Origin of the sequence: Mycobacterium sp. H4Y (assembly GCF_000364405.1) — a bacterium.
GTDB lineage: Bacteria > Actinomycetota > Actinomycetes > Mycobacteriales > Mycobacteriaceae > Mycobacterium > Mycobacterium intracellulare.
Genome location: NZ_AKIG01000003.1, coordinates 246,986 through 272,394, shown reverse-complemented (window position 1 = coordinate 272,394; position 25,409 = coordinate 246,986). Strand labels below are relative to the sequence as shown.

The following is a 25,409-nucleotide window of genomic DNA, read 5'->3' as shown; positions in this document are numbered from 1 at the left end:
TCACACCGCGAAGTCCGCGCCCGCGGCGGCGGCGCGATCACGTCCACGGGAATAACCACCCGGGTGGCGTCGCGTTCTACGATCGTCGGCCGCGCGTTGGAGGGGGAGAAGACCAGTGATCTCGTCGAGCGTGCGCAGCGGCCGCAACCGCCGAGCGCGTAACGGCCGGGCCGCCACCCGCGCCCTGTTCGTCAGCGTGCTGGCGTTGCTGCTGGCGACGGGATGGGTCGCCAACCACTTCGTCGCGTTGATGCCGGTGATCAGCGACCGCGAACACCTCAGCACCGCGACCCTCGATGGCATCTTCGGCATCTACGCGCTCGGGCTGCTCCCCGGGTTGCTGATCGGCGGCCGCGCGTCGGACGCGTTGGGCCGGCGGCCAATGGCGCTGGCGGGCGCGGCCGCCACCGTGGCGGGGACGGTGGCGATGCTGCTGTCGCAGCACACCGGCGCGCTGCTGGTGGGCCGCCTCATCGTCGGGGTCGGTGTGGGCCTTGCCATCAGCTCCGGCACCGCGTGGGCGTCCGACCTGAGGGGCCCGGCCGGCGCCGGGACCGCCGGCGCGGTACTCACCGCCGGCTTCGCCATCGGGCCGTTCGCCGGTGGGGGATTCGCGTGGGCCGGGCAGTCCGGCATCCAGGTGTCGTTCGCCGTCGCCGCCGCGATCGTCGTGCTGGCATCGCTTGCCGTCGCCGTCGCGGCCACACCCGCCGCACACGTGGCCCGGCCGGCGCCGCCCCCCGACGCGGGCCCGACGGGACCGGCGGCGCAGGGAGTGTCGCGGGCCCTGAGTTGGGCCATGCCGCTCGCACCGTGGGTATACGCCTCGGCGACACTGGGTTTCGTCACCATCCCCAACGCGGTTGCACACCGCGCTGGCGGCCCCGATCGCGGCGGGCACGGCCACCCTGATCGTCAACGGGGTCAGCGGTGTCGTTCAGGTCCTGGCCCGCACGCGCCGGTGGGGGCCACAGACCGGGACCGCCGGCGCGGCTCTGGCCGCGGTCGGCTACGTGGTGGCCGCGACGACGCCACCGGCCCTGACGCCCGCGGTCGGGATACCGCTGTTGTTGATCCTGGGCTGCGCTTCGGGCCTGTGCCTGCGGGAGGGCTTGATCGATCTGGAGGCCGCGGCGCCGCAACACCTGCGGGGCGCTCTGACCGGGGTGTTCTACGTCGTCACGTACATCGGCTTCGCGCTGCCACTGTTGTTGGCGACCGCCGAGCCTGGCGTCTCGGCCGCGATCCTGTCGGCCATGGCGGCGCTGGCGTCGGTGAGCGCGGTCGGCAGGGCGATGCGGCTGCGACGAGATAGTCACCGCCAGAACTGATTTGGCTCCACAGCGGCCGTCACACCAGTTCGCGCAGCGTTTCGATGAGCTTGATCCGCTCGGCCGTCGTCGACGCGATGGGCGCCACGTTCAGCGTGGTTACCCCCGCCTCGCGGTAGGCCGCCAGACGTTCCTTGACGAACCCTCGGGAGCCGATCAAGTTGACGTCGCGCACCAGATCGTCGGGCACCACCTTGGCGGCGCCGTCCTTGTCGCCGGCAAGGTAGAGCTCCTGGATCCGGTCGGCCTGCGGGCCGTACCCGTACTTGGTGGCCAGGGTGTGGTAAAAGTTCTTGCCCTTGGCGCCCATCCCGCCGATGTAGAGGGCCAGGTGCGGTTTGACGAATTCCCTTAGCGGCTCGACGTTTTCGCCGATGGCCAGGACGGGTCCGGCGTAGACGTCGAGCTCGCCCAGCGCGGGGTCCCGCTTGGCCCGCCCGGCGGCCAGCGCCTCCCCCCAGACGTACTGCGCCTTTTCGGGCAGGTAGAAGATCGGTTGCCAACCCTCGGCGATCTCGGCCGCCAGTTCGACGTTCTTCGGCCCCAGCGCGGCTACCAGTATCGGGATGCGTTCACGCACTGGGGAATTGATGAGCTTGAGGGGCTTCCCCAGCCCGGTCCCCCGGTCGGGCGGCAGCGGGATCGTGTAGTGCTTGCCCTGGTGGCGCACGGTCTCGCGCCGCCACACCTGGCGGCAGATGTCGATGACTTCACGCGTCCGGCCGATCGGGGCGTCGTAGGGCACACCGTGGAAGCCCTCGATGACCTGCGGACCGGACGCGCCCAGGCCGAGGGTGAACCGGCCGTCGGAGACGTAATCCAGGCCCGCCGCGGTCATCGCGGTCAGGGTGGGCGTGCGGGTGTAGAGCTGCAGGATGCCCGACGCCAGCCCGACCCGCTGCGTGCTGGCCCCCAGGTAGCCGAGCGCGCTCACCGCGTCGAACGAATACGCCTCGGGGACAAAAACAATATCCAACCCGGCGCGTTCCAGGTCGGCCACTTCGGCGGCCACGTCCTTGAAACCGCCCGCATAGTTGACGCTCAATCCAATCCGCATGGTCCCTACTTCTACGCGGTGCCGGATTGATTGGCCAACTCCAGCGCCTCCCGCTGGATGCGGTCGAACTGGGCGCCCATCGCCTCCGACAATGCCGTCGCTCCCGACAGCGGCCGCACCATCACCATGAAGTCGTCGATCAGCCCGTCGTCGGTGAAATGCAAGAAGTCGCAGCCGGTGATCTTCACCCCGGGCGCCCCGACGATCCCGGTCTCGAAAACGAAGGCGTGGTCGCGGCCGCCCGGGTCGTGAATCTCCCGGATGTAGCGGAAGTCCTCGAAGACGCGCAACACACCGCGCAGGATGGCCGCGGTGATCGGCTTGCCGACATACGGCTTGAACGCCACCGGGCTGGTGAACACCACGGTGTCGGCCAGCATCGCCTGGATGGCCTGTTCATCGCGCTCTTCGACGGCCGTGCGGAACGGATGCATCAGCGACCTCGCATAGTCAACTTGTTGAGTAATGAGGTCGACGCTAAGGCCGCCGTCGGGAATTGTCCAGGGTGCTGTTCGTCACTTTGTTGACTAGTCGCATCGCTGTACGATCGGCCGGTGTCGCTGCGTGACGCGGTGTTGGCGGCCCTCCTCGAGGGCGAGTCGTCGGGATACGACCTGGCCAAGGGTTTCGACGCCTCGGTCGCGAATTTCTGGCCGGCCACCCCGCAGCAGCTGTATCGCGAACTGGATCGACTGGCCGAGCAGGGCCTCATCCGGGCACGGGTCGTGCGTCAAGAACGGCGGCCCAACAAGCGGATGTTCTCGCTGACCGAGGCCGGGCGCGAGGCGATCCGGCAGTTCACCGCGAAGGCGCCGAAACCCTCGGTGATCCGCGACGAGCTGTTGGTCAAGGTCCAGGCCGCCGACGCCGGAGACATGCCGGCTGTGCGCGAGTCCATCCTCGAACGGCTGCAATGGGCGCGGGCCAAACTGCAACGCTACGAACGGTTGCGGGCGCGCATGATGGACGGTCGCACCGAGAACGAGTACCTGGCACACGCCGACCGGGTCGGCCCCTACCTGACGTTGGTCCGCGGAATCTCGTTCGAGGAGGAGAACATTCGATGGGCCGAGCAAGCCCTGGCCATCATCGAACGTCGCCTGTCGGCGATTCGCGGACCGCGATGAAGAACTTGGTGCGCATCAACCGGTCGAAGACCGCCGGCAATTCGTGGAAGGGCCGGCCATACTCGGTGGCCGCCTTGTCGACCAGGTTCACGGCCCTGACACGCCAATGCCGCTGGGCCAGAAACTCTTTGGTGTCGCTGCGCGCATCGTCGTACCACAGCTCGGCCACCGGAGGCTGACCGGTGTCTTGGCTGATGGTGGGGACATTGTCGGCGAATTCGCGCACTTCGCCCGGGGCGGGACCGAGTTCGGCGGCAATGTGGCTACCGGTCGCCGACAACTCGTGCAGCCTTTCGAACAGCGCATCCTGGGCCGGCCCGGGCAAATACGGCAGCAGGCCCTCGAGCGCCCACGCCGTCGGCCGGTCGGGGTCGAAGCCGGCCGCAATCAGCGCGCCGGCCCAGTCATCCCGTAAATCCGTGGCGACGGTGACGCGCCTCGTCGAGGGCACGGCACCCTGCCGGTCGAGGACCTGTTGCTTGAACTCGAGCACCCGAGGCTGATCCACTTCGTAAACCGTGTGGCCCGCGGGCCAGTCCAGCCGGTACGCCCGGGAATCCAATCCGGCCGCCAAGATGACCGCCTGGCGCGTCCCCGATCGGGTGGCATCGGCGAAAAACTCGTCGAAGAACCGCGTCCGCACCCCTACCCACTGCGCGTTGAAGGCCGCGGCACTGCTCATGTCGGCGTTGTCCACGGCCGCAATCAGATTCGGTTCACCGGCGGCGGCGACGAAGCCGGCGGCGAAGTCGTCGTTCGCCAACGGCGGCCGCAGGCCCGCGTCGAGGGCCCGCGCCGCACACACCGCCAAGGCGGTGAAGCCGACGCTCGTCACGATATCCCAGGTATCGCCGGCGCTTCGGGCCACAACGGCCTCCCTTCAATCAGGACGTCCAATAATTCGTTCGCACTGCTAACGATACTGTACGCCGCGCCTGCACACGGCGTTAGCCTGAGGCATGACCGACTACCGCTCGCCGTCGACCGGTCGGGTAGTGCGTGCAGTTCTGTTCGATACGTTCGGAACGGTCGTCGACTGGCGCTCGGGGATCGCCGCCTCGGTGCGGCGTTTCGCGCAGCGCCACCACATCGACGTCGACCCCGACGCGTTCGCGCTTCAGTGGCGCAGTCGATACCTGCCCTCTATGTCCGAGATTCGCTCGGGCCGACGGGAATTCGTGTCGCTGGACGTTCTGCATCGAGAGAACCTCGTCGCATCGCTCGCGAAGTTCGGCGTCAGTGCCGACGCGCTGCCCGGCGACGAGGTGCAGGCACTCGCCCGGTCGTGGCGCTGGTTGCCACCGTGGCCGGACAGCGTCGACGGCATCGCCGCCATGAAGCGGCATGTCATCGTCGGGCCGTTGTCCAACGGCAACACCGGGCTGCTGGTCGAGATGGCGAAGTACGCGGGCCTGCCGTGGGATGTGGTCCTGGGTTCCGACGTCAGTCAGGCCTACAAGCCCGACCCGCGGGCCTACCGGACTCCCGCGCGATTGCTGGGCCTGGAGCCCGGTGAGGTGATGCTGGTGGCGGCGCACACCGCCGATCTCGAGGCGGCCCGCGATAGCGGCCTGGCGACCGGTTTCGTCGCGCGCCCGCGGGAGTACGGGCCGGACCCGCTGCCCGCCTCCGCGCCCCCGGGCGCCTGGGACGTCTCGGGCGCATCGCTGGTCGAACTGGCGCGGTCGCTGTTCGGTGCGCAGGGCCAACCTTGAGTGCCCCGACTTTCGAAGAGGTTGCGCGATAGCTACTTCCAGGCGAAAACGGGTTGTTCCAGCCCGTCGACCGGGTCGTGGCGGCCTTCCAGTCCCAGCCACCGCAGCTGCAGGAGCACCGCCCCGGTGGGCGCGTGGATCAGGTCGCCCCCCAACGGAATCTGGACAACCGGCCGCGGGCTCTCCGGGATGGCGATGAATCGCGGCGAATCGTCACGTTGCAGTTGGTGCAGGCCCACCCGGTACACCGCGACGACCTCGTCGGGCGATGGGCGCGGATCCAGGCGGCCGCCTCCCCAAATCACCACCGGCGTAATGACATATCCGGACCGGGTCGGGTAATCGTCGAGCAGTCCCAGGACGGCCGCGTCGGGGAGTTCGATGCCGACCTCCTCGCGCAATTCCCGCAGCGCGGCCTCGACGGCGGTCTCGCCCGGGTCGAGGCGGCCACCGGGTAACGCCCATTGCGCGGCGTGCGAGGTGAGTCGAGAAGCCCTGCGGCACAGCAGGAAAGCCGCCCCGCCCGACACGTCGACCATGCGGCCGTCGAGGCCGGCCGCGGGCAGCCCTCGATCGGCGTTCCAGTCGTCCACCGGCGCCGGATCCACCCGGTCCTCCCCGACATCGGAGTCGACGAGCACCACCGCCACGGCGGCGTGCCGCTTGGCCGGATCGGCCACGATTCGACGCTCATGGCCGGCGAGATTGCTCCGGATCCGCTCGTGTAGTACCCGGTCATAGGGGATGGTCACCGCTCGAGCCTAGGCGGGGTCGCCCGGGCCGCGTGCTTGGTCCCCACCCGTCACCGGTGGTTAACTGCCAGCATGCGACGACAACCCGAGTTGGCCCGGCGCTTCTTCGATCGCTACGAGCCGGTGCACGCGGTGACGTATTTCGCGCCCGAGGCCCGTGCGGCGTTGGACGCGTTGGGTTACCGGGGTTTCTGGATGGGCTATTTCGCGGCCCGCTCCGCGCCGCTGGGCATGGTGCCGCGGGAGGTCGTGACCTCAGTCTTCTACAACTTCGCACCCGAACGGGTTGCCAAGGCGTTGCCGACGGCGTGGGAGATCGCGGGTCCGGAGGCCGCATTGCGGGCGCGCCAGGAGTCCGCGGTGGCGGCGCTGCGCCGCTACGGCCTCGGGTCGGACGAAAACGTCCGCGTGGCAGCCGAACTCGCCGGGAAGGCGGCGCGCCACGCGCCGCTCGATGCCCGCCCGCTGTTCGCCGCTAATCTGGCCCTGCCCTGGCCCGACGATCCCCTGGCCGCGCTGTGGCACGCCACGACGCTGCTGCGCGAACAGCGCGGTGACGGGCACGTGGCGGTGCTGGCGGCGGCCGGCATCTCCGGACGTGAATCCAACGTCTTACACGCCGCGGCGGGCAACGTCGCGCGCGACTACATCGCCCGCACCCGCGATTACGACGAGGCGGCATGGCGCCATCACGAACAGCGCCTCGCCGAGCGGGGGTTGCTGAGCGATGACGGAACGCTGACCGCCGCCGGGCGCGAACTGAAGGACCACATCGAGTCGAGCACCGACGCCCTTTCCCTGTCGGCGCTCGACGCGCTCAGCGACGACGAGGTCGAAACGCTGTTTCGGGCGCTGTCCCCCATCACCCGCGCCGTGGTCGCCGCCGGCGATATCCCCGCAGGGACCCCGATGGCGTTACGCCGCGACGAATTGCACGATGACGACGCACATTTGGTGGACCGATGAGCGCCCGGCGAGTGCCCGGCGGGGTGGTGCACAAGCTGCCCGCCGACCTGCGCGAGTCGTTGCTCGCCAACCCTACGGCCCTGGCCGCCTGGAACGACATCACGCCGCTGGCCCGAAACGAGTTCATCTGCTGGGTCGAGGACGCCAAGCAGGAGGCCACCCGGGCGCGCCGCATCCGCCGCACCAAGGAGGAGCTGGAGGAAGGCAAACGCCGGCCGTGCTGCTGGCCGGGCTGCAAACACCGCGAACGCACCGGAAGGTAGGCGCCCGCTAGCGTCCCAGCGGTTTGTAGAAGACCAGGCCGTTGCCCTTGTTGTCATAGACCACGGCGCGTCGTTCGTGGGCGTCGTCGTAGGGGCCCTTGACGATGCCACCACCGCCGGCCTCGACAGCCTTCGCCGCGGCGTCGACGTCCGCGGTCTTGATGCCGACGACGACCTGGCCGGGGATGGGATGGTCCACGGCGGTCGCCAGCGCCAACGTGACCGGGCCCGCATCCAGGGCCGCGAAGTGCGCCCCGTCGCGAAACTTCAACGGCATGCCCAGGGTCTGGCTGTAGAACCGGATCGACTCGTCCAGGTCGTCGGTGGACAGGATGATCATCTTGGCTTCGTGCTCGCTCATGGCGCCTCCGTATGGCTGGATCGCTATCAGCCTAGGCGGGCGGGCATCCCGCGGAGAACCGGGGAGCGGCTCAGGCGGCGTCGGACGGAACCGGCTGCCCCTCAAGGTAATCCATCGGCGGCGCCTCCCCGTGTCCCGCGCCGCGGTAGGCCACCGCGGTCGCCAGCGCCGAGCCACCTTCGATGGTGCCCACCACAACCACCCGGTCGTTGACGGTGAATTGCGGTGCCGCGACGGCGGGTTGGCTGCCGCGATGGGTGATGACGGTGGTGTCCGGGGTGAAGCGATAGGTCTGGGTGTACCCGTCGGGGCTGCGCATGGTGACCGAGTCCACCGTCACGGCGATCACGGTGCCCTCCTGCTTCACCGGCTGCGAAACGGAAGGCGGACTGACCTCGGCGGTCACGGTTCGTTTGTCGGCGCGGACCCCGTTGAGCACCAACGCCGTCAGGCACGCCGCGCATATCAGGGCAGCGCAGACGATCTCGCACACCTTCGCCGCACCGGACATACGCTGACCTCGATCGGTCGGCGTCTGGGTTTGCTGCAGCGACTCCGGCATGCGGTGTTTGGCGGCCACGATCCGTCCTTCCTGCGGCTTGCGCCGAAGGACATCGACACCCACCGAATCAGGTTGTTGCCGTGGAATTACCCGCCGTGCTATGCCGGTAAACCGGGCGCCCCCGGGATGGGGGCACAGGACGGGCGTCAGCCTTTGGTCAGGGTGAACTGCGCGACGTCGGTGTAGCCCTCACGGAACAGGTCCGCGCAGCCGGTCAGGTACTTCATGTACCGGTCGTAGACCTCTTCGGACTGAATCTCGATCGCCTCGTCGCGGCGCGCCTCGAGTGCGGCCGCCCAGGTGTCGAGGGTGCGCGCGTAGTGCAGGCGCAGCGGCTGCACCAGCTTCACCCCGAAGCCGGCACGCTGGGCGTGCTCCACGACGCCCTTGGCCTGGGGTAGATCCCCGCCCGGGAAGATCTCGTCCATGATGAATTTCATGAAGCGCAGCTTGGTCATGGTGATGGGCAGCCCGCGCTCGGCGAATTCCTCGTCGCTCGGCTTGATGATGGTGTGCAGCATCATCACGCCGTCCGCCGGAAGAGCCTCATAGGCGGTCTTGAAGAAATCGTCGTAGCGGTCACGCCCGAAGTGCTCGAAGGCGCCGATCGACACGATGCGGTCGACCTTGTCGTCGAACTGCTCCCAGCCCTGCAGCAGCACCCGCTTGGACCGCGCGGACGGATGCGCGTCGAGGCGGCGCTGCACGTGCGCCTGCTGATTGCGGCTCAGCGTGAGCCCGACGACGTTGACGTCATAGCACTCGAGCGCGCGGACGATCGTGGTGCCCCAGCCGCACCCGACGTCGAGCAACGTCATGCCCGGCTGCAATCCCAGCTTGCCCAGCGAGAGGTCGACCTTGGCGATCTGCGCCTCTTCCAGCGTCATGTCCTCGCGCTCGAAATACGCGCAGCTGTAGGTCCGCGTCGGGTCCAGGAAGAGCGCGAAGAACTCGTCGGACAGGTCGTAGTGCGCTTGTACGTCCTCGAAATGCGGTTCCAAGCTGACGGCATCGCCGGGATTTTCGGACAAGGCACAACCTCTGACTTATTCATATCGGGTTCAACGGCGCGATCGAATCGATCGCCGCACGGACGCCCCAGTGTATCCGGCCGGCACACCGTGCCCCTCCGCCGAGTTTCCGACCAGCTTAGTGCCGCCGAAATGGCTCTCAGCCTGCCAGAACACTTACGTCGGTGCAAATTTGCTAATCCCCTGCGGCGCAGAGCAACTCGGGCGAGCACATCGATGCGGTGCCTACGGGGTCGTTACATCGACCCCGCAAGCGGGTAAGACGAGGCTGGCGTTCTTAAATGGTGTCGAACGCGCTAACCCAGCCGGCTGACCGGCGTCACAGGGGCGGAGGCTCACCGATGGCCGACATCACCATGTTGATCCTCGCCGACCACGATTGGTTCCGCGAACAGTTCGCCCGGCTGGATTACCTCCAGGCACAGCAGCCGGCCGACCGCACCGGTCTCGAACGGGTGTGGCGACCGCTCGCCGACAAGCTCGACGTGCACGCCTACATCGAGGAGAAGATCTTCTACCCCCAACTGCTCAAACGGGGTGGCGAGGACGCCGAGGGCGAAACCCTCGACGCCATCGGTGACCACAACGACATCCGCGACGGGGTGCGCGACGCCGACGCGGCCGAACTCGGCAGCGAGCAATGGTGGGCGGCGGTCGGGCGCACCCGCGAGGCCAACGACGATCACATGGGCGAGGAGGAACGCGAAGGGCTCTCGGACTTCCGCCGCAACGCCCCGATCGGCCTTCGCGAAGCGCTCGGGCGCCAATACAGCGAGTTCATGGCCGAGCACCCGACCACCGAGGGGCTGCCCATCACGGACCGGGACCCGCGTCGCTATGTCGAGCAGGTGGAGGCCCCCCGCCCCGGGCCCGGGGACTTCTCGTTGCGCATCGGCAGCCTGAAAGGCCAGTGACGCGCGCCCGTGACCGGGCGAACGTGACGGGGATAACCCCGCGTCACCTCCGGCGGCGCGGCGGTGCCGCCGACGTGAATGCCGGCGACCCGTTCTAGCTGGCGTTTGTCGCACGCGATCGTGGCCGAGCGGGATCGCGGCGATCGCCGCCGGTCGTCCCACGTCAGGGCCGTGAAGCCCACCCCGCCGGTTGTCCCTGAGAAAGTTGTGGGTAAGTCTTGATTCGATGGTTATTCGACGCCGCCGGAGGAAATGGGCACGTAGAGAAATCAGGGTCGCCGACCCCGCGATGCGCCGAACCATCATGGGCACCGCGATCGGGAACTTCATGGAGTGGTACGACTTCGGGGTCTACGGCTACATCGCGACCACGATCGCCCAGGTGTTCTATCCCGGCAAGAACGTCAGCGGAGTCCACCTCATCGCGACCTTTGGAACGCTCGCGGCGGCGTTCGTCGTGCGTCCGCTCGGCGGGTTCATCTTCGGTCCGCTGGGCGACCGGATCGGGCGCCACCGCGTCCTGGTGGTCACCATCCTGATGATGACGGTGAGCACGACTGTGACCGGCCTGCTGCCCACCTACAGCACCATCGGCATCTGGGCGCCGATCCTGCTCGTCCTCGCGCGAATATTCCAGGGCCTGTCGACCGGTGGTGAATACGTCGGCGCCATGACCTATCTCGTCGAGCAGGCCCCCGATCACAAACGCGGCATGATGGTCGGGTTCCTGCCGATGGGCAATCTGGTGGGGTTCGTCCTGGCGGGCTTGCTGGTGACCGGGCTGCAGACCTGGCTGCCCGAGGACGCCATGCTGACCTACGGCTGGCGGATTCCGCTGCTGTTGGGCTTGCCTTTCGGGCTGGTGGCGCTGTTCCTGCGGCTGCGGCTGGAGGAGTCCTCTGCCTATCAGAGCGCCCATGACGACGCGCACGCGGGCGACCAGGGCCGGCAGCAGATTCACCGCACCATCGTCGAGCAGTGGCGGCCCATGCTGATCTGCGCGGCGCTGGTGCTGACTTCCCAGGTCGCCGACTTCATGCTCACCGGATACCTGCCGACGTACCTGCGGCTGTTCGTGCGTGTGGGCCGCACCGCCGGACTCGTCATGATCGTGACCACGTTGGCGATCCTGATGGGCACGGTGGTGCTCGTCGCGGCCTTGTCCGATCGCATCGGCGTCAAACCGATCATGTGGACGGGGTGCGGCCTGCTGATCGTCGCCTCCATCCCGGCGTTCCTGCTCATCCGCTTCGGCGGCATCTACCCGGTGATCTTCATCGGGGTGCTGCTGATCGGTTTGATGGAGCTGTGCTTCGACAGCACCGGGCCGGCCATGCTGCCGGCGCTGTTCCCCACCAACGTGCGCTACGGCGCGCTGGCCATCTCCTACAACATCTCGATTTCGCTAGTCGGCGGCATCACGCCGCTGATCGCCCAGGCTCTCGTTTCGGGCACCGGCAACGTGATGGTGCCGGCCTACATGCTGATCTTCGGGGGCGTGGTGGGCGCGATCACGCTGCTGTTCACCCCCGAAGTCGCCGGCAAGCCGTTGCCGGGCTCCGGGCCCGCGGTCGAAACCGAGCGGGAGGCTCGCGCGCTCGCCGACGACGTCCGCTAGCGACCGTCCCGGGGCGGATGGCTGTTTGGGCCGCCACCCGCTGTGGCTATTAGGAGGTAGGCCGTCCCTGCGGTGGGCGGCGCGACGGCAACAGTTGGGGGCGACACGCATGGAACCGATATCACCGACGGATGCGCTGTTCCTCCTCGGCGAATCACGCGAACATCCGATGCACGTGGGCGCGCTGCAGCTCTTCGAGCCGCCCGAGGATGCCGGCCCGCATTTCGTCCGCGAGTCCTATCAGGCGATGCTCGAATGCACCGACGTGCAACCGGCCTTCAGCAAGCGTCCGGCGTTCTTCGGCGGGGTCACCAACGTCGCGTGGTCCTTCGACAAGGAAGTCGAACTCGACTACCACCTTCGCCGTTCCGCGCTTCCGGAACCGGGACGGGTGCGAGACCTCCTGGAGCTGGTTTCCCGGCTGCACGGCAGCCTGCTGGACCGGCACCGCCCGATGTGGGAGGCGCACCTGGTCGAGGGCCTGCAGGACGGGCGGTACGCCGTGTACACCAAGTACCACCACTCCCTGATGGACGGCGTCTCGGCGCTTCGCCTGATGCAGCGGGCCTTCACCTCCGATCCCGACGACGACGAGGTGCGGGTCCCGTGGAGCATTGCGCCGCGCAAGCGCGGCGGACGCAGAAGTCCGTCGCTGTTCGGGCGGGTGGGCCGCACCGCGGGGTCGGCGCTGGCGTTGGCGCCGTCCACGCTGAAGCTCGCGCGGGCCGCGCTGCTCGAACAACAACTCACGCTCCCGTTCCAGGCGCCGCGGTCGATGTTCAACGTCCGGATCGGCGGTGCGCGGCGGGTGGCGGCCCAGTCCTGGGCGTTGGAGCGCATCAACGCGGTCAAGGCGGCCGCCGGCGTCACGGTCAACGACGTCATTCTCGCCATGTCGGCCGGGGCCCTGCGCGCCTACCTGCTGGATCAGAACGCGCTGCCGGACGCCCCACTGACCGCGATGGTTCCGGTGAATCTGCGCAAGGACGACGACGACCGCGGCGGGAACATGGTCGGCACCTTCCTGTGCAACCTCGCCACCGATCTCGACGATCCGGCGAGACGGCTCGAGATCATCAGCGCATCCATTCGCGACACCAAAGAGGTGTTCTGGCAGTTGCCGCCGGTTCAGCAGTTGGCCCTGTCCGCCTTCAACATCGGGGGCCTGTTCCTCGGGTTGGTCCCCGGCTACCTTTCCGCGGCCTCGCCGCCGTTCAACATCGTCATCTCGAACGTGTCGACGGGTCGCTCGGAGCAGCTGTACTGGCGCGGGGCCCGCCTGGACGGAAACTATCCGCTGTCCATCCCCCTCGACGGCCAGGCGGTCAACATCACGGTGACCAACAACGCCGACAACCTCGACTTCGGCCTGGTCGGCTGCCGGCGCAGCGTCCCGCACCTGCAGCGGATGCTCGGTCATCTAGAGGAGTCGTTGAAGGACCTGGAGATCGCCACGGGTGCCTGAGACGCCGTGCGCCACAGTCCTTTTCGGATCGGCGGTCAGGGCAGCTTGATCACGGACACGTACATCTCGACGATCGGGCGGAAGAGGTCCACGTCATCGAGTTGACTGCCCAACACCACCGAGTCGCTGGTGGCGACGAGGACCTGGGCGAACGTCGACGCGGGGATCAGCAACGTCCCGCCGAGCCGGTCGATGCCCGCCACGATGAACTTGGCCAGCGCCTCGACGGCCTCTGATCGCTTGGCGGCCACGCGTTCCCGCGCCTCGGGGTTGCGCAGCAGGTACAGCATGAACTCGTGACCCAGCGCGGCGTGCTCCGCCCCGCGATCGCGGCTGAGCTGGCTCCAGCGCTTGGCGATCTCGTCGAGTTCGCGCGCACCGACCTGCGTCGCCGGCGCCATCACCTCGGTGAAGTTGACGAAGTACCGGCGCCAGTAGCGGTCGCTGACCGCCAGAAACAGGTCTTCCTTCGTCGAGAAGTGTTTGTAGATCGCGCCTTTCGTGTACCCGGCGGCGTGGGCGATGTCGTCGAGCGTCGCGGCGACGAACCCCTTTTCGCCGAAGACTTCCTCGGCGGCATCGACCAATAGCGAGCGAGTGTGCTCGAGGCGGCGCTCTCGCGTCCAACGCTCAACCATGCGCCAGATTCTGCCAGAGCTTGCGAGAAGCTATTCCGTTTCTCAGATACTCGTGAGTATATTGCTCGGAGCGTGGAATGCCGACCCCGGAGGACACCAGCGTCATGAGCGATCTCGCGAACAGGAACCAGCCGTCGTCCGTCACCGAGCCACTGCCCGGCGCGGGCGAACTCGGCGCGCAGGCCGCGTCGCCGGTGCGACCGATCAAGATTTGGGCCGCCGCCGGTGGCGCGCTGCTGGTGCTCCAGCTCTACGTGTGGATCCGGTGGATCACCGGCCCGTATTTCGAGCGGGTGCCGTCGGGACCGAGCGAGCCGCCGATGTACATGAAGGTGCCGCTGATGGCGAACGCGGTGGTGCTATGGATCGCGCTGCCGGTCGTCGTGTGGTGGTTCTTCATCCGGCCGTGGCGGCGCGAGCGGCGGATCACGCTGGACGGCATGCTCGTGCTGTCGATGGGCCTGATGTTCTTCCAGGATCCGCTGCTGAACTACTTCAACACGTGGTGCACCTACAACACCTGGCTGTTCAACCGCGGCTCCTGGTCGTCGAACATTCCGGGTTGGGTTTCCCCGGAGGAGCCGGGCCGTCAGGTGTCCGAGCCGCTGTTGACCAACGCTCCGGGTTACGCCTACGGCGTCCTGCTGATCACGATCGTCGGGTGTTGGATCATGCGCAAAATCAAGACGCGCTGGCCGAACATCAGCAATCTTCGGTTGGTCCTCGTCACCTACGCGCTCGCGTTTGTCTTCGATTTCGTCATGGAGGGTCTGGTCCTGCTACCGATCGGCTTCTACACCTACCCCGGCGCCATCAGGTCCGTGTCGCTCAATGCCGACACCTACTACCAATGGCCGGTCTACGAAGGCCTGATGTGGGGTGGTGTGCAGGCCGCGCTGTGCTGTCTGCGCTTCTTCACCGACGATCGCGGCCGCACCGTCGTCGAGCGCGGATTGGACCACGTGCGAGGCGGATTCGCCAGACAGCAGTTCACGCGCTTCCTGGCGATCTTCGCCGGCGTCAGCTCGTGCTTCTTTTTCTTCTACAACGTGCCCGCGCAATGGATCGGAATGCACTCCGACCCGTGGCCCCAAGACCACCAGAAGCGTTCGTACTTCAACGGCGGCATCTGCGGCGACGGCACGGACACGCCATGCCCGAATCCCGCCCTGCCCATACCCACCAAGCGTTCCGGATACGTCGACGTGCACGGCCATCTCGTCCTCCCGCCGGGCGGCCAGCTGCCGGAGGTCGTCCCCTTCGAGGGCGCGCGAGGGCGCTAGGTGCTGACGGATTCCCAGCCCACCGTGCGCCCGGCGTCGGAGGCACCGTTCTATCGGCCCGCCGGCGATGAGGTGGAGGTGTTCCGCGCCGCCGCGCGCCGCGGCCTGCCGGTGCTGCTGAAGGGCCCGACGGGATGTGGCAAGACCCGGTTCGTGGAGGCGATGGCCCACGCGCTCGGCCGCAACCTGATCACCGTCGCGGCGCACGAAGACATGACGTCGGCCGACTTGGTCGGGCGTTTCCTTCTCAAAGGGGGGGAAACGGTCTGGGTGGATGGGCCGTTGACGCGGGCCGTTCGCGAGGGCGCGATCTGCTACCTGGACGAGATCGTCGAGGCGCGCCAGGACACCACGGTGGTCATCCATCCGCTCGCCGATCATCGCCGCGAGCTTCTGGTCGACCGCCTGGGAACGACCGTGCCCGCGGCACCGGGATTTCAACTGGTCATTTCCTACAATCCCGGCTACCAGAGCGTGCTGAAGAACATCAAAGAGTCGACCCGGCAGCGATTCGTGGCCATCGAACTCGACTTCCCGCCCGTCGAGGCCGAGACGGAAGTCGTTGCCCACGAAGCGGGAATCGACGATGCGACGGCACGCGCCCTGGTCACCGTGGGCAACGCGATCCGAAAGCTCGATGGCTCACCGCTGCGCGAGGTGTCGTCCACCCGCACGCTGATCCTGGCCGGCAGCCTGGTCGCCGAAGGACTCAGCCTGCGCAGCGCCGTCCAGGCGGCGATCGTGCGGATCCTCTCCGATGACCGGGAGGTCGTCACGGCACTCGGCGAGCTCGTCGATTCCCTGCTGCCTCCAAGGTGATGGATCCCGTTGGCCCGCAACGGTATCGGCTCCTCGCCACCTACCTGGCCGGCCGGGCCGTCGACGTCGCCCGGGCGGCGCCCGGCCAGGACGCCTACACGAACGGCGCCGTCATCTTCGTCCCGGCCGCCGACCCAGCCGGGCAGCAGCGCCGGCAGGTGCTGGTCCAGGCCGCCCTGCTCGGCGCGGGCAGCCTGGATCGGCGGCTGGTGAAGCGGCTGCGAGGCCGGCCGGCGATCGCGCGCCGCTACCTCGCGCTGGAAGGCCACCGGGTGCTCGCCGAACTCGCCCCCACCGTTGCGCTGGCGGCGGCACTTCGCCCCGACGGTGATCCCCGCACCGCGACCGCGGACGGGTCCCTCGAAATGGCCAGGGGCACAAGCCGAATCGCGGACCCTCCGGCGTGGTTCGGTGTCATCCGTCCGGCGCAACTACTGGCGTCGTCCGACAGCCGGGCCGCGCCGGCCACGGATACGGACCTGCGGACGGCGATCGAGCTCGTCGCCGAGCGGGAGCCCGACGACGAGGACGACGCCGCCTCCGAGGAAAGCAAGGTCCTCAAGCTGTTCGAGAATCCGCTGCTGCGTTCGCGGGCACTGATGGACTTTCTGCGAAAACTGTTGGGCGAGGCGCCGTCGCGCGGCGACGACTCGTCGGGCGGGGAGTTTGAGGCGCGCTCGATCCGGCCGGCACGAGCGGTCGGCGCGTCAGCCCGTCCACTTCCGACGCGCATCAATTTCGTCGGCGACCGGCCCGGCGCTGCTCTGGGAATCGGCGGTGCACTGCATCCGGAATGGGACGTCTTCAACAACCGCTATCGGGCGGACTGGTGCCGCGTCATCGATTTTCCGCTCACCAAGCCCACCCACATCTCGGCCGCGCACGTCTCGCACGACGACGAGCTGCGGCGGCGATTGGCACGCGTCGGTCTCGGCCCCAAGCTCTTACGCGCGCGCCCCGACGGTGACGAGATCGACATCGAGGCGCTCGTCGATCTCTTCGTCGACCTGCGCTCCGGTTGTTCACCCACGGAGGCTGTCTACACCCAGCGCCGCAACGTCGTTCGGAACCTCGGCGTCCTCATCCTGCTCGACGCGTCCGGATCGGCCACCGACGCCGACCTGCGGGGGAACAGGGTCCACGACCACCAGCGGCGCGCGGCGGCAACCGTGGCGATGACCCTGGAGGAACTCGGCGACCGCGTGGCCATCTACGCGTTTCGATCCCACGGGCGGCACGCCGTGCACCTGCCGGCGATAAAAACGTTCGGACAGCGCTTCGGCGCCCCGCAACGCGCCCGGCTCAATCAGCTTGAGCCGTCGGGGTATACGCGCCTAGGTGCGGCGATCCGCGGCGCGGGCGAGATACTCAACACCGAAGCCCGCACACCCAACCGGCTGCTGCTTGTCCTGTCCGACGGGTGCCCCTACGACGACGGCTACGACGGTCGCTACGCGGAGGCCGACGCGAACAAGGCGCTCGAGGAACTCCGTGGCGACGGAGTGGCCTGTTTGTGCCTGTCGATCGGGAGCGCCACCGCCGCCGAAGAGCTCGAGCGCGTCTTCGGCTCCGCGCGCTACGTCAGCGCCGCGACCCTGGCCGAGGTGAGTCCGCGGATGGACGAGATGTTCCTGACGGCGCTACGTGAGCGCGCCGCACCGGGGCCGGCGTGAGGGTGGGATTGCTACCACGACGCCTACTGTAAGGTCCACGGTAAGACTGCGCATGCCCGCTTTGGGGAAGGGTGAGCCATGCCAAGCACTGTTGACACGCGACATCAGCCACGGCCCGACGTCGATCTGACCGATGGCGCCTTCTACGCGGGCGACTCGCGCCCGGTCTATCGGTGGATGCGCGAGAACGAGCCGGTCTTTCGGGACCGCAACGGGTTGGCCGCCGCGGCGACGTATCAGGCCGTGATCGACGCCGAGCGGGCGCCCGAGCTGTTCTCCAACGCCGGCGGTATCCGGCCGGACCAGGACGCGCCGCCCATGATGATCGCGATGGATGACCCCGCCCACCTGTTGCGGCGCAAACTCGTCAACGCGGGCTTCACCCGGAAACGCGTCAAGGACCGGGAGGCCTCGATCGGCGCGCTGTGCGACGCCCTGATCGACAACGTCTGCGAACGCGGCGAGTGCGACTTCGTCTGGGACCTCGCCGCCCCGCTGCCCATGGCGGTCATCGGCGACATGCTCGGGGTCCTGCCCGAGGAGCGGCAGATGTTTCTGCGCTGGTCCGACGACATGGTCACCATGCTCAGCAGCACGACCGCGCAAGAGGACTTCCAGGTCTCCATCGACGCCTTCGCCGCCTACACCGAATACATGACGAGCATGATCGCGGCGCGCAAGGCCGAGCCGACCGATGACTTGGTCAGCGTGCTGGTGCACGCGGAGGTGGACGGCGAGAAGCTCGCCGACCACGAGATCGTGACCGAGGTGCTGTTGTTGCTCATCGGCGGCGACGAGACCACCCGGCACACGCTGTCCGGCGGCACCGCGCAGATCCTGCGCCACCCGCAACAGCACCGGCAACTGGTCGACGACGTGGCGCTGCTGCCCAACGCGATCGAAGAGATGCTGAGGTGGACCGCGCCGGTCAAGAACATGGCCCGCACCATGACCGCCGATCTCGAGTTCCACGGCACCCAGCTCGCGCGGGGCGAGAAGATCATCCTGCTCTTCGAATCGGCGAACTTCGACGAGGCCGTGTTCGGGGATCCCGAGAGCTTCCGGATCGACCGCTACCCCAACAACCATCTGGCATTCGGCTTCGGAACCCATTTCTGCCTGGGCAACCAGCTGGCGCGTCTGGAGCTCTCGATGATGCTCGAGCGACTACTCAAACGCCTGCCCGACATGGAGTTGGCGTCTCAGGACCCGCTGCCGCTGCGGCCGGCCAACTTCGTCAGCGGCCTCGAGCGCATGCCGGTCACGTTCACGCCCTCGGCGCCCTCGGGCGGCTGAGCTCGGTTCCTGCGTGAAAGTTATTGCTGGACAGCGCTATCCGCGTCGGTCGTGTAGTCTAAATAGACGCTGGTGCCGTTGGGGCGGGCGTGGATCGTGCAGTGATCGGCGAGGCGGTGCATCAGCGTGATGCCGCGCGAGGCGCGGGGATCGGTGGTCTGCCTCGACGAGGGCTTGCGCCAACTTCCGCGATCGCTGACGCATACCCGGATTGACTCGGCGGCGGGATCGTAGCTGGCCTGCAATTTCATTGCGCCGGCCTCGCGACGGGAGCGGTAGGCGTGCTCGACGCAATTGGCCAACGCCTCGTTCACCCCCAGAACGACGTCCTCACGAATGTCCTCCGACGCGCGCACCTCGTGCCGCAGCCAGTGTTGCAAAACATGGCGCCACTTCGCCGCCGTATCGGGGCGCGCTGTGCCCGCGAGCGTCAAGCGCACCGGCGCGGCTGTCTCCTGCAGTAGCGGACTCATGAGAGCCGGATACCCAGATGCGGTTGCGGCGATAACCTTCTCGCGGTATCGCTTCGGCCACAGACCGGTTTCCATCCAGGATCGCCTGGTCACGACGCCGGGAGGCGGTCAGTGCCGACGGCGCGGCGTCAGCACCGGCGTCACGAGTTCGCCGGTGTCGAGGTAGCTGTCGAGGTTGCGGATCGCCAGCTGCGCCATCGCCCGGCGGGTCCGGGCCGTGGCGCTGCCGATGTGCGGGAGAAGGACCACGTTGTCCAGGTCGCACAGTTCGGCCGGCACCTGCGGCTCGTCGGCGTAGACGTCCAAGCCGGCCCCCGCCAGCTCGCCGCCGACGAGCAGCTCCACCAGCGCGTCCTGATCGACGACGCTGCCCCGGGCGATGTTGATCAGATACCCCTCGGGACCCAAGGCCGCCAGCACGGAGCGGTCGACCAGCTTGTGGGACTCGTGGTCGCCCGTGGTGGCGACGACCAGCACGTCGACCGACTCGGCGAGCTCCACAGCCGACGCGGCGTAGCGGTAGGGCGACCCGTCGATGCGATGCCGGTTGTGATACGCGATGGCGCAATCGAATCCGAGCAGCCGGGTGGCGATCGCCGAACCGATGCGGCCCAGGCCGAGGATGCCCACCTGGAGGCCGCTGACGTCTCGGGCGTACGGGAACCGGCCCTCGCGCGCCCAGCGGCCCGCCCGCACGTAGCGGTCGGCGGCGCCGAAGCGGCGCAGGGTCATCAGCATCAGGCCCAGCGCCGTGTCGGCGACCGTGTCCGACAGCACGTCCGGGGTGTTGCTCACGCCGATGCCGCGGCGCTTCGCCGCCTCCAGGTCGATCAGGTCCACCCCGGCCCCGTCGTTGACGATGGCCTCGAGGTTGGGCAGCGCGGCGATGGTGTCGGCGTCGACGCCCGGCGGTCCCCACGTCAGCAGCACGCGCACGTCGGCGCCGTGCTCGGCCAGGAATCGGGCCCGCGCCGGGCCGTCGGGAAGCTTCGCAATCTCGTAGCGCGCCGCCAGTTCTTCTGCCAGCGTCGGCTCCAGCTCGCCGACCCTCAGCACGCCGCTCAGATCCTTGGCCGTCACGTCCCCATCATGCGTGAAGCCCGCGCGGTATCGAGCGACGGGCCGCGTGGGAAGCAATCGCGATGCGGGACGGTTGAACCGCGAATGCGCATCGGAGTCGTCTTCCCGCAGACCGAGCTCGGACCGGATCCCGCCGTCCTACGCGCCTACGCCGAGCGCGTCGAGGAGCTCGGGTTCGCCCACATCCTGGCCTACGACCATGTCGTCGGCGCCGACACGACCGTGCACCGGGGCTTCGAGGGCCCCTACGACATCGACTCGACGTTTCACGAGCCCTTCGTCATGATGGGCTACCTGGCCGCGGTCACCAGCCTGGAACTCGTCACGGGCGTCATCATTTTGCCGCAGCGGCAGTCGGTGCTGGTGGCCAAGCAGGCCGCCGAGGTCGACCTGCTCACCGGCGGGCGCTTGCGGCTCGGTGTCGGATTGGGCTGGAACGCCGTGGAGTACGAAGCGCTCGGGGAGACATTCACCAACCGCGGAAAACGTTCCGAGGAACAGGTCGAGCTCATGCGCATGCTCTGGACGCAGCGATCGGTCACCTTCAAGGGCAAGTACCACACCGTGACCGGCGCGGGCCTGGCCCCGCTGCCCACCCGGCGGCCGATCCCGGTGTGGTTCGGGGCGGCCTCCGATCGGGCCTACGAACGCGCCGGCCGCCTCGGCGACGGGTGGTTTCCGATGACCGCGCCGGGCCCCGACCTGGACCACGCGCTCGCGCAGGTGAACCGGGCGGCCGAGGCGGCGGGCCGGGACCCGCGGAGCATCGGCATGGAAGGCCGGGTCAGCTGGACCGGCGACCCCGACAAGCTCGCCGCCGACATCGCCGCGTGGAAAGCCGCCGGGGCCAGCCATCTGTCGGTGAACACCATGAAGGCCGGTTTCGCGCACGTCGACGACCACCTCGCCGCATTGGAACGAGTGGCCGCCGACCTGACCTAGCGTCCCGCGTCAGGCGCGAGCGTCCGCGGAGAGCTGAGCGACCAGGCTCAGGTGCGCGTTGCGGCGGTGGGGTTTTGACGGCTTGCCCTCGTCCCCAACGGATTCCGTCTCGAGCGTTTCGCGGAGATGAACCTCCCCGCCCGTGGCGGTATGCCGCCGCTGCCAGTCGCTGATCGCCTGATGGGCCGCATGGTCGAGATAACTCGTGAGCAGGTGCAGCGTCACCGACGTGCGTTCCGGGATGGACGCCAGGACACCGGTCAGCCTCGGCAACGACAGGAACGTGCACGCCCCCTCGACGACGACGTGCCATCCATCCCCCACGGGCTTGGCCTCGATCCGGGCGCGCACCACCCGCCAACCGGTCACGATGACCGCCAAGGCGAGTCCGATCATGACGCCGTGCAGCAGGTTGAGAAAGACGACGCTGGTGATGGTCACCAGGTAGACGGCGAGATCACCGTTGCGCAGGGCGGTTTCGATGTGCGCCGGTTTGAGCAGTTCGATCCCGATGACGATGAGTAGGCCGGCAAGCGCAGCGGTCGGGATCTTTTCGACCAGCCCGGCGAAGGGCACGGCGAAGAGCAGGATCCAGAACCCGTGCATGATCGTCGAGGCGCGCGTTCTCGCACCGGCGTTCACGTTGGCCGCGCTGCGCACGATGACACCGGCGATGGGCAGCCCACCGATCGCGCCCGACGCGATGTTCGCGGCGCCCTGCCCGATCAGCTCGCGGTTGAAGTCGGTTCGCGGTCCGTTGTGCATGCGGTCGATCGATACCGCAGTCAGCAGGCTCTGGACGCTGGTGATCAGGGTGACCGTGATGACGGCGATCACCACGGCGCCCCAATTCCCGTGCGGCAGCGTCGGTAATTGCAGCGCGTCGAGCACCGAGCCGTTCAGCACGATCCGGGATACGTGGAAGGGGAACACCACCGAGATCGCCGTGACCACCACGATGGCGACCAGTGGCCCGGGGATGCTGGCCACCCGCGCCGGAACCCAGCGCCAGGCAACGAGGATGGCGATCACCAGCAGCCCCAGCACCAGCCCCGGCCGGTGAGCGCCGACAATCTGCGCGGGCAGCCCGGTGACGTTGCTCCATGCCGAGCTTTCCGAGGCGCCACCCAGCAGCACGTGCACTTGCTGTAGCGCAATCGTGATCCCGATGCCGGCCAGCATGGCGTGCACGACGACCGGCGAGATCGCCAGTGCGGCGCGTGCAATTCGGCTGAATCCCAACACAACTTGCAGGATTCCGGCGACGACCGTGATGAAACATGTGATGCCCCAGCCGAACTGATGGACGACATCGGCGACGATGACGGTCAGTCCGGCGGCGGGCCCACTGACCTGCAGGGGCGACCCGCCGATCCATCCTCCGACGATGCCCCCGACGATCGCCGCGATCAAGCCGGCGAGAACGGGCGCATCCGAAGCGATTGCGATCCCGAGGGACAACGGGAGCGCCACCAGGAAAACCACCAGCGATGCGGGCAGGTCGTATTGGGCGATCTCGCGGAACCGGTCAATGCGGGACGATACGCCCTGCTCCACCCCTTGCCGACCCGACGATTCAGCGTGTTGCAAGAGCTTCTCCTGAATTCGTCAATGACGGTGGACTTTTGGGGTATCCATCCGACAACGGCAACCGGAACACTTCGTAAAGCCGTGCGGCCCAGGCGATTCAAATTCACTGAACATCATTGTTCAGCAGGGCGTGCCTGGCCTCTGCGTACGAAAGTAGGTGGGCAACCAAGACCGGTCAACCGGACGGGCCTGGCGCATATCGAATGCAAATGTTTGCGCGGGCCCGTCAGCGGTGCCGCAAATTTCTCATTCCAGAACGAAGACCGGGATCTGTCGTGCCGTCTTGGTTTGGTATTCCGCGTAGGGAGGAAAGGCCTCAACGGCCCGCTGCCACCACTCGTCGCGCTCGGGCCCCTCGAGTTCGCGAGCCGTGAGCGTGGCGACCTTGTCGCCGTCTTGCAGCGTCACCGTCGGGTTCGCCTTGACGTTGGCGTACCACGCGGGATGCTCGGGGGCGCCACCGTGGGACGCGACGATGACGTAGCGGCCGTCCTTCTCGACCCGCATCAGCGGTACGTAACGCTGTTTGCCGGACTTCGCCCCCGTGACGGTCAGCAGGACGATGGGCCGGTCGAAGACCTCGACCCCGTCGGTGGTGCCGCGACTCAGGATTTGTTCGGTCTGCTCGCGGACCCAGCCCCTGGGGCTCAGCTCGATGTGGTCGCCCATAACGACAGTGAACACCACCGCCTGCTCCGGCGGAGCGGGTACAGTCGAGTCGTCACTTACATAAGCTAACTAATCAGGCGTTCGTGGCCGAGAGGAGATTGGCGTGGCCCGCACCGAGAACGACACGTGGGATCTGGCGTCCAGCGTCGGAGCCACCGCGACAGCGGTCGCCGCACAGCGCGCGATCGCCTCCCAAGGCCCGGACGCCCTGCTGAACGACCCCTGGGCCGACCCGCTCGTGCGCGCCGTCGGCACCGAGACCTTCATCAAGCTCCTCGACAGCCCGCTCGACCGCAGCGACGATCCGCTGCTGAACCGCCAGGCCGTCAAGGAACAGATCACGGTGCGCACCCGGTTTTTCGACGACTTCTTCCTGCAGGCGACGGGCTCGGGCATCCGGCAGGCCGTCATCCTGGCGTCCGGACTGGACACCAGGGCCTACCGGCTGGCCTGGCCCGCGGGCACGATCGTCTACGAGATCGACCAACCCGAGGTCATCGAGTTCAAGACGCGGACGCTGGCCGGCCTGGGTGCCACGCCGGCCGCGGAGCGGCGGACGGTTCCGATCGACCTGCGAGACGATTGGCCGACGGCGCTCGCGGAAGCCGGATTCGACGCCGCGCAACCGACCGCCTGGAGCGCCGAGGGCCTGCTCGTCTACTTGCCGCCCGAGGCGCAAGACCGCCTGTTCGACAACATCGCCGCCGCGTCGGCGACCGGCAGCCGGATCGCCACAGAACACTTGGACCTGCGCAAGATTCCGTCGGATTGGGCACAGAAGCTGACCGAGCGGTCACGGCGCATCGGGTCCAGCATCAATCTGGCCGAGCTTTTCTACACCGGCGAGCGCAACACCGCGGCCGAATACCTCGCCGCGCGCGGGTGGCGGACCGACGTACGGACCACCGAGCAGGCCTTCGCCGCCCAGGGGTTCGGCGTGCCCAACGATGAGCTGGCCTCGTTCGGCGACGCGTCGGGCTACCTGACCGCGACACTTCGGTAGCGGCCACCACGGGCATCGCCGGCGCGCCGATCCCCGCTATATCAACTTTGTTGACACATATCAGGGTGGTTGATATCAATGGTGGTATGACTCAGCCAACGCAAGAGATGTTCGAAGCTGCTTACCGGGGCGAGGCCCCCGAGATGGGCGAGGGCAACCGGCCGCCATGGAGCATCGGTGAGCCGCAGCCCGAGATCGCGGCCCTCATCGAGGCCGGCAAGTTCCACGGCGACGTGCTCGACGCCGGTTGCGGTGAGGCGGCGGTGTCGCTGTACCTGGCCGAACGCGGTTTCACCACGGTGGGCCTGGACCAGTCGCCCACCGCCATCGAGTTGGCGCGCGAGAAGGCCGCCCGGCGCGGCCTGACCAGCGCCAGCTTCGACGTCGCGGACATCAGTGCCTTCACCGGGTACGACGGCCGCTTCGGAACCATCGTCGACAGCACCCTGTTCCACTCGATGCCCGTCGAGCTGCGCGACGGCTATCAGCAGTCGATCGTGCGGGCCGCCGCGCCCGGAGCGTCGTACTTCGTGCTGGTCTTTGACCGCGCCGCCATGCCGGCCGATGGCCCGGTCAATGCGGTCACCGAAGACGAACTGCGCGACGCGGTCTCCAAGTACTGGGTGATCGACGAGATCCGCCCGGCCCGCATCCACGCCAACGTGCCGGAGAGCTTTCTGGAAGGCTTCCAGGCCTTCGCCGGTGCCGACATCCGTGACGAGGGCAACGGCCGCAAGTCCGTAGGGGCCTGGTTACTGTCCGCGCATCTCGGCTAGCGGCG

General features: G+C 67.9%; 27 protein-coding genes and 1 pseudogene. 15 read left to right on the top strand and 13 right to left on the bottom strand.

Going from position 1 to position 25,409, the window contains the following annotated elements; genetic code table 11:
* Complete coding sequence (locus W7U_RS26850) at positions 1 to 303, bottom strand: hypothetical protein (RefSeq protein ID WP_231504915.1); 303 nt, start codon at positions 301 to 303, stop codon at positions 1 to 3.
* Here W7U_RS26850 and W7U_RS26995 point away from each other — a divergent pair.
* Positions 185 to 1,331 (top strand): annotated as a pseudogene (locus tag W7U_RS26995) (MFS transporter). The gene W7U_RS26850 and the pseudogene W7U_RS26995 sit on opposite strands and share 119 nt — an antisense overlap.
* Before the next feature lie 19 nt (positions 1,332 to 1,350).
* Here W7U_RS26995 and W7U_RS22190 read toward each other — a convergent pair.
* Positions 1,351 to 2,388 carry an LLM class F420-dependent oxidoreductase gene (locus W7U_RS22190; RefSeq protein WP_008262874.1) on the bottom strand — a complete coding sequence of 346 codons (1,038 nt, stop codon included), beginning with the start codon at positions 2,386 to 2,388 and terminating at the stop codon, positions 1,351 to 1,353.
* Between the two features lie 11 nt (positions 2,389 to 2,399).
* Positions 2,400 to 2,822: a nuclear transport factor 2 family protein gene (locus tag W7U_RS22185; protein ID WP_008262873.1), complete on the bottom strand. Its 423-nt coding sequence runs from the start codon at positions 2,820 to 2,822 to the stop codon at positions 2,400 to 2,402.
* A gap of 120 nt (positions 2,823 to 2,942) precedes the next feature.
* Between W7U_RS22185 and W7U_RS22180 the strand changes: the two genes are divergently transcribed.
* Positions 2,943 to 3,515 carry a PadR family transcriptional regulator gene (locus tag W7U_RS22180; protein ID WP_008262872.1) on the top strand — a complete coding sequence of 191 codons (573 nt, stop codon included), beginning with the start codon at positions 2,943 to 2,945 and terminating at the stop codon, positions 3,513 to 3,515.
* On the opposite strand, the gene W7U_RS22175 is transcribed toward W7U_RS22180, so the two are convergent.
* Positions 3,475 to 4,383 carry an SAM-dependent methyltransferase gene (locus W7U_RS22175; protein ID WP_008262871.1) on the bottom strand — a complete coding sequence of 303 codons (909 nt, stop codon included), beginning with the start codon at positions 4,381 to 4,383 and terminating at the stop codon, positions 3,475 to 3,477. The genes W7U_RS22180 and W7U_RS22175 overlap by 41 nt on opposite strands.
* Before the next feature lie 91 nt (positions 4,384 to 4,474).
* Here W7U_RS22175 and W7U_RS22170 point away from each other — a divergent pair, with 91 nt between their 5' ends.
* Entirely contained in the window at positions 4,475 to 5,230 is a 756-nt protein-coding gene (locus W7U_RS22170) for a haloacid dehalogenase type II (protein ID WP_008262869.1), read from the top strand.
* 32 nt (positions 5,231 to 5,262) lie between these two features.
* Here the strand turns inward: W7U_RS22170 and W7U_RS22165 are convergent, their stop codons facing one another.
* Positions 5,263 to 5,982 carry a CoA pyrophosphatase gene (locus tag W7U_RS22165; RefSeq protein WP_008262868.1) on the bottom strand — a complete coding sequence of 240 codons (720 nt, stop codon included), beginning with the start codon at positions 5,980 to 5,982 and terminating at the stop codon, positions 5,263 to 5,265.
* A gap of 72 nt (positions 5,983 to 6,054) precedes the next feature.
* Between W7U_RS22165 and W7U_RS22160 the strand changes: the two genes are divergently transcribed.
* Complete coding sequence (locus tag W7U_RS22160; protein ID WP_008262867.1) at positions 6,055 to 6,948, top strand: hypothetical protein; 894 nt, start codon at positions 6,055 to 6,057, stop codon at positions 6,946 to 6,948.
* Positions 6,945 to 7,211, top strand: a complete 267-nt coding sequence (locus tag W7U_RS22155; protein ID WP_008262866.1) for a YdeI/OmpD-associated family protein — start codon at positions 6,945 to 6,947, stop codon at positions 7,209 to 7,211. Before W7U_RS22160 ends, W7U_RS22155 begins: the two co-directional genes overlap by 4 nt.
* A 7-nt stretch (positions 7,212 to 7,218) precedes the next feature.
* Here W7U_RS22155 and W7U_RS22150 read toward each other — a convergent pair whose 3' ends face one another.
* From W7U_RS22150 to W7U_RS22140, 3 genes are all read right to left on the bottom strand, one after another.
* A complete protein-coding gene (locus tag W7U_RS22150; protein ID WP_008262864.1) occupies positions 7,219 to 7,572 on the bottom strand; it encodes a VOC family protein in 354 nt (117 codons plus the stop codon).
* A gap of 70 nt (positions 7,573 to 7,642) precedes the next feature.
* Entirely contained in the window at positions 7,643 to 8,197 is a 555-nt protein-coding gene (locus W7U_RS22145) for a hypothetical protein (protein ID WP_008262862.1), read from the bottom strand.
* Positions 8,198 to 8,280: 83 nt separating this feature from the next.
* Complete coding sequence (locus tag W7U_RS22140) at positions 8,281 to 9,165, bottom strand: cyclopropane mycolic acid synthase family methyltransferase (RefSeq protein WP_008262860.1); 885 nt, start codon at positions 9,163 to 9,165, stop codon at positions 8,281 to 8,283.
* 341 nt (positions 9,166 to 9,506) lie between these two features.
* Here W7U_RS22140 and W7U_RS22135 point away from each other — a divergent pair, with 341 nt between their 5' ends.
* The 3 genes from W7U_RS22135 to W7U_RS22125 all read left to right on the top strand — a co-directional run bounded on the left by W7U_RS22135 (position 9,507) and on the right by W7U_RS22125 (position 13,162).
* Positions 9,507 to 10,079 carry a hemerythrin domain-containing protein gene (locus tag W7U_RS22135; RefSeq protein ID WP_008262854.1) on the top strand — a complete coding sequence of 191 codons (573 nt, stop codon included), beginning with the start codon at positions 9,507 to 9,509 and terminating at the stop codon, positions 10,077 to 10,079.
* A gap of 289 nt (positions 10,080 to 10,368) precedes the next feature.
* A complete protein-coding gene (locus W7U_RS22130) occupies positions 10,369 to 11,697 on the top strand; it encodes an MFS transporter (protein ID WP_008262852.1) in 1,329 nt (442 codons plus the stop codon).
* A gap of 109 nt (positions 11,698 to 11,806) precedes the next feature.
* Complete coding sequence (locus W7U_RS22125) at positions 11,807 to 13,162, top strand: wax ester/triacylglycerol synthase family O-acyltransferase (RefSeq protein ID WP_008262850.1); 1,356 nt, start codon at positions 11,807 to 11,809, stop codon at positions 13,160 to 13,162.
* A 35-nt stretch (positions 13,163 to 13,197) separates the two neighbouring features.
* Here the strand turns inward: W7U_RS22125 and W7U_RS22120 are convergent, their stop codons facing one another.
* Positions 13,198 to 13,800 (bottom strand): TetR/AcrR family transcriptional regulator, encoded by a 603-nt coding sequence (locus tag W7U_RS22120; RefSeq protein ID WP_008262849.1) that lies wholly within the window; start codon positions 13,798 to 13,800, stop codon positions 13,198 to 13,200.
* Between the two features lie 104 nt (positions 13,801 to 13,904).
* Between W7U_RS22120 and W7U_RS22115 the strand changes: the two genes are divergently transcribed.
* From W7U_RS22115 to W7U_RS22100, 4 genes are all read left to right on the top strand, one after another.
* A complete protein-coding gene (locus W7U_RS22115; RefSeq protein ID WP_157884953.1) occupies positions 13,905 to 15,083 on the top strand; it encodes a spirocyclase AveC family protein in 1,179 nt (392 codons plus the stop codon).
* Positions 15,084 to 15,902 (top strand): CbbQ/NirQ/NorQ/GpvN family protein, encoded by an 819-nt coding sequence (locus W7U_RS22110; RefSeq protein WP_008262844.1) that lies wholly within the window; start codon positions 15,084 to 15,086, stop codon positions 15,900 to 15,902.
* Positions 15,902 to 17,575, top strand: a complete 1,674-nt coding sequence (locus tag W7U_RS22105) for a VWA domain-containing protein (protein WP_008262842.1) — start codon at positions 15,902 to 15,904, stop codon at positions 17,573 to 17,575. Before W7U_RS22110 ends, W7U_RS22105 begins: the two co-directional genes overlap by 1 nt.
* A gap of 78 nt (positions 17,576 to 17,653) precedes the next feature.
* Positions 17,654 to 18,871, top strand: a complete 1,218-nt coding sequence (locus tag W7U_RS22100; RefSeq protein ID WP_008262836.1) for a cytochrome P450 — start codon at positions 17,654 to 17,656, stop codon at positions 18,869 to 18,871.
* Positions 18,872 to 18,891: 20 nt separating this feature from the next.
* Here the strand turns inward: W7U_RS22100 and W7U_RS22095 are convergent, their stop codons facing one another.
* Positions 18,892 to 19,311: an ATP-binding protein gene (locus tag W7U_RS22095; RefSeq protein WP_008262834.1), complete on the bottom strand. Its 420-nt coding sequence runs from the start codon at positions 19,309 to 19,311 to the stop codon at positions 18,892 to 18,894.
* Positions 19,312 to 19,452: 141 nt separating this feature from the next.
* Positions 19,453 to 20,424 carry a 2-hydroxyacid dehydrogenase gene (locus W7U_RS22090; protein ID WP_008262833.1) on the bottom strand — a complete coding sequence of 324 codons (972 nt, stop codon included), beginning with the start codon at positions 20,422 to 20,424 and terminating at the stop codon, positions 19,453 to 19,455.
* Between the two features lie 84 nt (positions 20,425 to 20,508).
* Here W7U_RS22090 and W7U_RS22085 point away from each other — a divergent pair, with 84 nt between their 5' ends.
* The gene (locus tag W7U_RS22085) at positions 20,509 to 21,366 is read left to right on the top strand and encodes an LLM class F420-dependent oxidoreductase (RefSeq protein WP_008262823.1); all 858 of its coding nucleotides are present in this window, start codon (positions 20,509 to 20,511) and stop codon (positions 21,364 to 21,366) included.
* A gap of 9 nt (positions 21,367 to 21,375) precedes the next feature.
* Here the strand turns inward: W7U_RS22085 and W7U_RS22080 are convergent, their stop codons facing one another.
* Positions 21,376 to 22,923 (bottom strand): SulP family inorganic anion transporter, encoded by a 1,548-nt coding sequence (locus W7U_RS22080; protein WP_008262821.1) that lies wholly within the window; start codon positions 22,921 to 22,923, stop codon positions 21,376 to 21,378.
* Between the two features lie 279 nt (positions 22,924 to 23,202).
* Positions 23,203 to 23,625, bottom strand: coding sequence for a nitroreductase family deazaflavin-dependent oxidoreductase (locus tag W7U_RS22075; protein WP_008262818.1), 423 nt, complete (start codon positions 23,623 to 23,625; stop codon positions 23,203 to 23,205).
* Between the two features lie 103 nt (positions 23,626 to 23,728).
* Here W7U_RS22075 and W7U_RS22070 point away from each other — a divergent pair, with 103 nt between their 5' ends.
* Positions 23,729 to 24,628, top strand: coding sequence for a class I SAM-dependent methyltransferase (locus W7U_RS22070; RefSeq protein WP_008262811.1), 900 nt, complete (start codon positions 23,729 to 23,731; stop codon positions 24,626 to 24,628).
* An 86-nt stretch (positions 24,629 to 24,714) separates the two neighbouring features.
* Positions 24,715 to 25,404 carry a class I SAM-dependent methyltransferase gene (locus W7U_RS22065; protein WP_014378803.1) on the top strand — a complete coding sequence of 230 codons (690 nt, stop codon included), beginning with the start codon at positions 24,715 to 24,717 and terminating at the stop codon, positions 25,402 to 25,404.
* The last annotated feature ends 5 nt before the right edge of the window (positions 25,405 to 25,409 follow it).